Annotated in this window: 9 protein-coding genes; 3 read left to right on the forward strand and 6 right to left on the reverse strand. The window is 72.5% G+C overall.

Going from position 1 to position 6,538, the window contains the following annotated elements; all coding sequences use genetic code 11:
• Window positions 1-105: 105 nt before the first annotated feature.
• A complete protein-coding gene (locus MUU72_RS23785) occupies window positions 106-852 on the reverse strand; it encodes a maltokinase N-terminal cap-like domain-containing protein (RefSeq protein WP_248015407.1) in 747 nt (248 codons plus the stop codon).
• 68 nt (window positions 853-920) lie between these two features.
• Entirely contained in the window at window positions 921-1,409 is a 489-nt protein-coding gene (locus MUU72_RS23790) for a nitroreductase/quinone reductase family protein (protein WP_248015408.1), read from the reverse strand.
• 86 nt (window positions 1,410-1,495) lie between these two features.
• Between MUU72_RS23790 and MUU72_RS23795 the strand changes: the two genes are divergently transcribed.
• Window positions 1,496-2,062 (forward strand): TetR/AcrR family transcriptional regulator, encoded by a 567-nt coding sequence (locus MUU72_RS23795; RefSeq protein WP_248015409.1) that lies wholly within the window; start codon window positions 1,496-1,498, stop codon window positions 2,060-2,062.
• Between the two features lie 30 nt (window positions 2,063-2,092).
• On the opposite strand, the gene MUU72_RS23800 is transcribed toward MUU72_RS23795, so the two are convergent.
• Together MUU72_RS23800 and MUU72_RS23805 are read right to left on the reverse strand one after the other, a co-directional pair.
• Window positions 2,093-2,275, reverse strand: a complete 183-nt coding sequence (locus MUU72_RS23800; RefSeq protein ID WP_248015410.1) for a 2'-5' RNA ligase family protein — start codon at window positions 2,273-2,275, stop codon at window positions 2,093-2,095.
• Between the two features lie 293 nt (window positions 2,276-2,568).
• Entirely contained in the window at window positions 2,569-3,396 is an 828-nt protein-coding gene (locus tag MUU72_RS23805) for an aminotransferase class IV family protein (protein WP_248015411.1), read from the reverse strand.
• A 95-nt stretch (window positions 3,397-3,491) separates the two neighbouring features.
• Here MUU72_RS23805 and MUU72_RS23810 point away from each other — a divergent pair, with 95 nt between their 5' ends.
• Window positions 3,492-3,878 carry a MerR family transcriptional regulator gene (locus MUU72_RS23810; protein WP_308403857.1) on the forward strand — a complete coding sequence of 129 codons (387 nt, stop codon included), beginning with the start codon at window positions 3,492-3,494 and terminating at the stop codon, window positions 3,876-3,878.
• Window positions 3,879-4,033: 155 nt separating this feature from the next.
• Here MUU72_RS23810 and MUU72_RS23815 read toward each other — a convergent pair whose 3' ends face one another.
• The gene (locus MUU72_RS23815; RefSeq protein ID WP_248015412.1) at window positions 4,034-4,348 is read right to left on the reverse strand and encodes a hypothetical protein; all 315 of its coding nucleotides are present in this window, start codon (window positions 4,346-4,348) and stop codon (window positions 4,034-4,036) included.
• Window positions 4,349-4,417: 69 nt separating this feature from the next.
• On the opposite strand from MUU72_RS23815, the gene MUU72_RS23820 reads away from it, so the two are divergent.
• Window positions 4,418-5,149, forward strand: coding sequence for a helix-turn-helix domain-containing protein (locus MUU72_RS23820; protein ID WP_248015413.1), 732 nt, complete (start codon window positions 4,418-4,420; stop codon window positions 5,147-5,149).
• Between the two features lie 201 nt (window positions 5,150-5,350).
• On the opposite strand, the gene MUU72_RS23825 is transcribed toward MUU72_RS23820, so the two are convergent.
• Window positions 5,351-6,538 (reverse strand): Ig-like domain repeat protein (locus MUU72_RS23825; RefSeq protein WP_248015414.1); only part of this gene is annotated, 1,188 nt, incomplete at its 5' end.

Here is a 6,538-nt window from a genome sequence, read left to right on the forward strand (position 1 = left end):
CTGCCCCCGGGCGGAGGGACGACACCGCGGGGCGGGGGAACGGGCCCGGCCCGGCACCGCGCGAGCGGTGGCCGGGGGCGCGTCCCCCGCCCCGGCGCTGTCCGATCAGCCGTCCGCCGCACCGCCGCGCAGCTCGGCGAACAGCCCGCGGTGCTCCGTGCCGTCGGCCGCCTGCCAGCAGGCGGTCAGCGTCGCCAGGAACTCCCGGTCCCCGTCCGACGCGACCGGCACCCCGCCCCCGGCCGCCGGCGTCAGCACCCGCGCAAGGCGCAGGCTGACGGACACCGCACGCCCCGGCTCCCCGTCCGCCGCCCCCTCCGGACCGGTCGCCACCCGCGTCTCCACGTGGACGTCCGTACCCTGCGGCCCGGTGACCACCCGCGGCGGCCGGACGGCCGACGACAGCACGCCCAGGCCGCCCGCGGCACCGGGATGCGCGCGGACCGACTCGTCAGGGGCGTCCGAGACGCTCTGCGCCTGGGCCTCCGCCCGCCCCTGGAGCAGCGCGAGCAACTGGCCGACGAGCACCGGGTCGTGCGCACCGTCGTAGACCCAGCGGCGCCCCAGCACCCCGTGCTCCATGGTGCCGATGAGGCCCTCCTCGGCCCCCTCCAGCGGCGCGCCGCGGTACGCGAGCGGTACGAGGTAGGCCACCTCGGCAGCCCCGGAGCGGTCGGCGGCCACCATGAACTCGATGCCCACCTCGCCCTCCGGGTCGTCGAGCCGGAAGCCGCCGGCCTTCGCGAGCTGCGGAGCCTGATCGGTGCCGGTGTACCACGGCTGACCGGGAATCCAGTCGGCCAGCAGTTCCAGCTTGGTGGGCTTGAGGGTGGTCTCGTGAATGACTGCCATACCGGCGAACGTTATCCGGTGCCCGCGCCCGGCATGACAGCGCATCGACACCGACCACCCGGCGCGGACTATGCGTCGACCGGGTCCAACCGCACTACGGCCGTCCTGTGGACGTGCCGTTCGATCTCCTCGACCGGCGCGTCCGGCTCGAACGGCAGCTGGGGGTCGCGGTATCCGGCCTGCGGCAGGTACACCGCCAGCGCCCTCGCGGCCTCGTGCCCCTCGACCATCACCGGCCGGCGCTCGGTGTCGCTGCCGTCGGCCGCGTCCCGCTCCACCCGGCAGCGCCCGGCCGCCAGCAGGTTCCGGATCCAGTCCCGCGACCGCGTCGACGAGCACAGGTACAGGCGCCCGTCGATGGCGGTGACGTTGACGCCGAAGGGCCGTGGCCGGCCGCTGCGACGCCCCACGACGTTGATGACCCGCACGACCGGCCGGCGGTCCCGGTAGGGCTCCGGCGTCCGGGCGCGGAGGTGCTCGATCATCGCCTGTGCGGTCGCGCTCCGGGCCCCGGCCCGCCCGGCGGCGTTCGCCTGCGCGGAAGCGTCCTGGTCCATGCCCCACCTCAATTCGGTCCGTCGGTCCATTTCGCCCGCGATACGATACGGTCCAACGGTCCGTTTGAGCAAGGGAGTTGGGTGGCATGTCCGAACGAGCGGATGCCGTCCGCAACCGCGCCGCGGTGCTGCGCGCCGCCGAAACGCTGTTCCGCTCGGCGGACGCCGACCGCGTGACACTGGCTCGCATCGCGCAGGCCGCCGGGGTCGGCAAGGCCACGGTGCTACGGCATTTCGGAAGCCTCACCGGTATGGTCGAAGCGGTCCTCGCGCCCCGCACCTGTGCGCTGCGGGAAGCGGCGCGCAGCGGACCGCCGCCGCTCGGCCCCGGCGGCCCGCCCGAGGAGGCCCTGCACTCCTTCCTCGACGCCCTCTTCGATTTCGTCCGCGACAACCGCGCCCTCATCCGCGCCCTCGAACACCGCAGCCCCGACGCCTACTACGCCAACCCGGCCAGCCAGTGGTGGCTCGCGGAACTCCGCCACCGGCTCCACGCCGCCCGCCCCTCGGCCGACAGCGACTACCTGGCCCACGCCCTCTTCACCGCCCTCCGCGCCGACGTCATGGACTACCTCCGCACCACCCGAGGCATGAGCCCGCAACGCCTGCGCCAGGGCCTCCACTCGCTCGTCCCGCCCCCGCCCCCCAACTGACCGCGGCCCTTACGGCTGTCGAGGGTCGGGCTAGCGCCCGGCATCTCCTTCCCGGAGTGCGAACGATGCGCGGGTCTGCCACGTCGTTCCGTCATGGACCATGAGGTCGACCGACGCGACCCGAGCCGTGAAGGGCAGTGTGCTGAGCACGGCGGCCTCGACCTCGTCCAGAGCCGCGTCGTCCTGACCGTCGGCGACGGTCAGATGCGGCACGACCTCGGTGAACTGCCCGCCGTAGGGCGGAGCTTCGGGCCTCCGGTGTGCCCACAGCGCCCGGTGGGTACCGGGACCCCTTCCCGTGCCGAGGGGTCGAACCGCTGTCGCCATTCCCGGACGGCTGGTTCCGCCTCGGGAACCTGGACGATGAGCCCGGTCCGGCCCGCCTGAAGGTGTGGTGTGCCGTCGTCTGTCATGACACGCCATGCTGCCACCCCTGGGGCCGGGGCCCGGTGCCCCGGCCCCGGGAGCGCAGGAGTGGGCCGCAGGGGATCGAGCCGGGGAGTTGGCTAGGGGGCGACGGCCGGTTCGGCCTGGTAGGCGCGGTGGAGGAGGTCGAGGAAGGCGGGTGCCTGGGGGAGGGGGAAGGAGTCGATGCGGCTGAGGGGTACGCCGGGGGTCCAGGAGTTCATGACGGCGGCACCGGAGAGGGCGGGGAGGTCGGCGGGGGTGATCTCCTGGGTGCGCTGGGGGACGCCGAGGCGGTCGAGTTGGCGGCGGACGATGCCCATGGTGGTGCCGGTCAGCATGGCGGCGTCGGGCCATACGACAGCCGTGCCGTCCCAGAAGACCAGGTTCCAGATGGTGCCTTCGGTCAGGCGTCCGTGCCGGTCGACGAACGCGGCGTCGTCGAAGCCCTGGGCGATGGCCTGGCGGAGGAAGTACGTCTTGGCCACCTCGCCGACGTGCTTGAGCTCCGGCAGGACCCGCTCGTAGGCGACCGTGGACAGGGCCAGCGGGCCCTCGGGTGCGGTGGCGGGCGGTCCGGTGCGCACCAGGAGTGCGGGCTCGGCCCGGCCCCCGCCCCGGGTGAATTCGCCCGCCGGGGAGAAGGCCGTGGCGGTCAGGGAGAGGTCGGCCGGGCCGGCCGCCAGTGCGGCCCGCAGCCACGAGCGCACCCGGTCGTCCGGCAGTGCGCGGCCGAAGAGTTCCACCGACGCGTGCCGCAGGCGCGCCAGATGCAGGTCGAGGCCGCGCAGCCGTCCGCCGCGTACCTGTGCGGCGGTGAAGTGGGCGTAGCCGGCGAACGCCAGCGGGGCCAGGTCGGCGGCCGTGGCCGCCTGCCCGTTCCGGTGAACCACGAAGGACGGGCGGTCGGTTGGGGCGTTGGTCGGCATGGGGGCAGTGCTCCGGATCGTTCGGGGTGGTGGGACGTCTCGCACCGTACGATCTGACATGGGTGTGAGATGCAAGTACCGGTGACGGGGGTCACATGATGATGAAGATCGGGGATCTGGCGCGGGCGACCGGCGTGAGCCCCCGCCTGCTGCGCTATTACGAGGAACAGGGGCTGCTCACCGCGTACCGGCGGGGCGGCGGCGGCCATCGCCGGTACGACGAGGACGCGCCCGCCGTGGTCGGCCACATCAGGGCGCTGCTGGCGGCCGGACTGCCCACCCGGGTCATCCGCGAGCTGCTGCCGTGCGTCGCCGGGCCCGGCCCGGAGCTGGAGCACTGCGCGGCGGGCACCCTGCGGGAGCAACTCCGCGATCTGGAGGCCAAGATCTCCACCCTTGAGGGCGCCCGGTCCGCGCTCACCGGTCTGCTGGCCACCACCGTCCCGGTGCGGAACGGCGAACGGCGGCAGGCGGGGAGGTGACCGGGCGGGGCCGGGCCGAGCCGGCGGCCAGGGCCGGTGGGCCGGGCGGGTGAGCGGTGGGGGCGCCGGGGATGCGATCACCGGGGCGGCTGCTTAGTGGTCCGGTTCGTAAGTTCTTCGGGGGTTGACGGTGGGGCGGTGTGGCTGGTGTCTGATCAGGTGCCGGGGGTGGTGAGGTGGAGTTGGCAGGCGCAGTCGAGTGCGTCTGCGGGGGTGCCGGTGGGCAGCAGGGAGTCCTGGTAGCGGTCGCTGCTGGCCAGGTAGAGGGCGAAGCCCCACCTGCCGACGGCGCCGGTGTAGCGCAGCCTCATCAGTTTGACCCGCTCGCCGTGGGTGAGTTCGGCCTTTACGTAGGCGAAGGCACCGCGGTGGCGGACGTGCAGCTGCTCCAGTTGCGGCCAGGCGGTGCGGGCCTGCTCGTCGAGGCGCGCCTCCAGGGAGAGGCGGGTGTGTTCCGAGGGCGTGGGCATGGCGGCCATCCTGCCTGAGGGGTCGGCTGCCGGGTGCGGCAGGCTACGGCCTGTCGTGATCCACTTCTCTTGATCGGCTTGTCTGCCTTGCCCGTTGCCTGCGCCCGTCCGATCTTCCTGCGTGCCGCCGAGCGCGAGCGGCTAAAGAAGATGGCTTACGGCCACAAGACCGAGTACCGGCTGCGGATGCGTGCGCAGGTGGTGCTGCATGCCGCACGCGGCCGTTCCAACGCGCGCATCGCCCGGGAGACCGGCCTGCATCTGGATACCGTGCGCTGCTGGCGCGACCGGTTCGCCGATCGGGGTCTGGCCGCTCTGAGCGACCGTGAGCGGTCCGGGCGGCCGCCGTCGTACACGCCGTTGCAGGTGGCCGAGGCCAAGGCGCTGGCCTGCCGGCTGCCTGCCGAGACCGGGGTACCGCTGGCGCGCTGGTCGTGCCCGGAGCTGGCCGCCGAGCTCGCCGCGCGCGGCATCACCGGCCCCGTCTCCGCCTCCACCGTGCGCCGCTGGCTGAGGGACGACGCGCTCAAGCCCTGGCAGCACCGCTCCTGGATCTTCATCACCGACCCCGGCTTCCGTGCCAAAGCCGGGCGTGTGCTGGACTTGTACGCCCGCACCTGGCAGGGCGTCCCGCTCGGCGCCGACGAGTACGTCATCAGCGCGGATGAGAAGACCTCGATCCAGGCGCGCTGCCGCTGCCACCCCACCCTCGCCCCGGGCCACGCCTACCCAACCACCCTCGCAGCCATAGCCACGGCCTCTAGGCAACTGACGCCATTTCACTTGATGAGTCTGCGGTAGCTGATGAGGGCGGCGGCTATGCCAGGCCGTCGCGACGAACGCGGGACAGGCGGTGAACCAGGTCCAGGAACTCCACCGTCTGGTCGATGTTCGCCGAGCCGCCGCCTCGCCCGTGGGGCGAAGCGGCGGCTGATGGGCGTCAACGCCGGCGGCTCTCATGATGCGGTGCCGCGCTGGTGGCCGCGGCTTCGGCATGTGCCGTCAGGCGGAGATGATTCCGGCGTGGGCGGTGGCGGGTTGGTAGGCGGGGCTGCCCGCGTAGGTGGCGTCGTATCCGCCGTTGAGGATGATCAACGGCAGTTGCAGGAGGGCGTTCCACGTGGCCGTTCCCTGGGCGTTGGTGAGGGAGGTGCCCAGTTGGAAGTTGCCCGTGCTGAAGGTGATGGCCTGCCCCGGAATGGGCTGCCCGGTGGTCGCGTTGGTCAGGGTGGCCGTCAGAATGCCCACGTGCGGCTGAGGCGGGAAGAGACTCACGATCGCGGGTGTGGCGGTCAGTGAGGTCGGGGCCGGCGTGGCGGTGACCTGAGTGGTGTAGGTGCCGGAGGATCCGCTGAAGTTGCCGTCTCCGCCGTATACGGCGGAGAGGATGTGCGAGCCGGTGCTGAGAGTCGTGGTCGTGAAGGCCGCGACGCCGCTCGCATTGACGGGGCCGGTGCCCAGGAGCGTGGCACCGTCGAAGAAACTGACGGTTCCGGTCGGCGTGCCGGCCCCCGGCGGATGGACGGTGACCGTCGCGGTCAGCACCACCGCCTGGCCAGGGGCGGAGGGATTGGGCGCGGCCGTGAGAACGGTGGTGGTGCTCGCCTTGTTGACCGTCTGGGTATCCACCGGCGACGTCGAAGAACTGAAACCGCCGCTTCCGTTGTACGTCGCGGTCAGCGCGTGCGAGCCGACGGCGAGGGTGGAGATCGGCAGCGTCGCCACGCCGCTTCCGTTCAGGGCACTGGAGCCCAGGGGAGTGACGCCGTCGAAGAAGCTGACCGTTCCGACCGGGATGCCGGACAGGGATGTCACCGTGGCGGTCAGGAGCTTCGTCTGGCCGAAGACCGACGGGTCAGGCAGGGAGGTCAGCGTGGTCGTGGTGGAAGCGGGCAAGGCCGGGGCCACCGTCACACTGTTGTCGCCGTTGTTGGTGATATAGAGGGTCGAGTTGTCGGGGGTGGCCGCCAGCTCGAACGGCCCCGGGCCGGTCGGAATGGTGCCCGTTGCGGTGTTGGTCGCCGTGGCGATCACGCTGACGGTGTTGTCGCTGTTGTTCGCGACGTAGACGCGCAGGCCGTCGGGCGAGGCGGCCACCCCGAGGGGAGCGGTCCCTACGGGTACGGTGGCGATCACGGTGTTGGTCGCCGTGGCGATCACGCTGACGGTGTTGCTGCCGCTGTTGGTGAC

This window comes from Streptomyces rhizoryzae, from assembly GCF_023155275.1.
GTDB classification, from domain to species: Bacteria; Actinomycetota; Actinomycetes; order Streptomycetales; family Streptomycetaceae; genus Streptomyces; species Streptomyces rhizoryzae.

Excerpts from the sequence above, each read along its gene's own strand:
- MUU72_RS23795 (WP_248015409.1), top strand. The coding sequence starts at position 1,496 with ATGTCCGAACGAGCGGATGCCGTCCGCAACCGCGCCGCGGTGCTGCGC.
- MUU72_RS23785 (WP_248015407.1), bottom strand. The coding sequence starts at position 852 with ATGGCAGTCATTCACGAGACCACCCTCAAGCCCACCAAGCTGGAACTG.
- MUU72_RS23810 (WP_308403857.1), top strand. The coding sequence starts at position 3,492 with ATGATGATGAAGATCGGGGATCTGGCGCGGGCGACCGGCGTGAGCCCC.
- MUU72_RS23790 (WP_248015408.1), bottom strand. The coding sequence starts at position 1,409 with ATGGACCAGGACGCTTCCGCGCAGGCGAACGCCGCCGGGCGGGCCGGG.
- MUU72_RS23805 (WP_248015411.1), bottom strand. The coding sequence starts at position 3,396 with ATGCCGACCAACGCCCCAACCGACCGCCCGTCCTTCGTGGTTCACCGG.
- MUU72_RS23815 (WP_248015412.1), bottom strand. The coding sequence starts at position 4,348 with ATGCCCACGCCCTCGGAACACACCCGCCTCTCCCTGGAGGCGCGCCTC.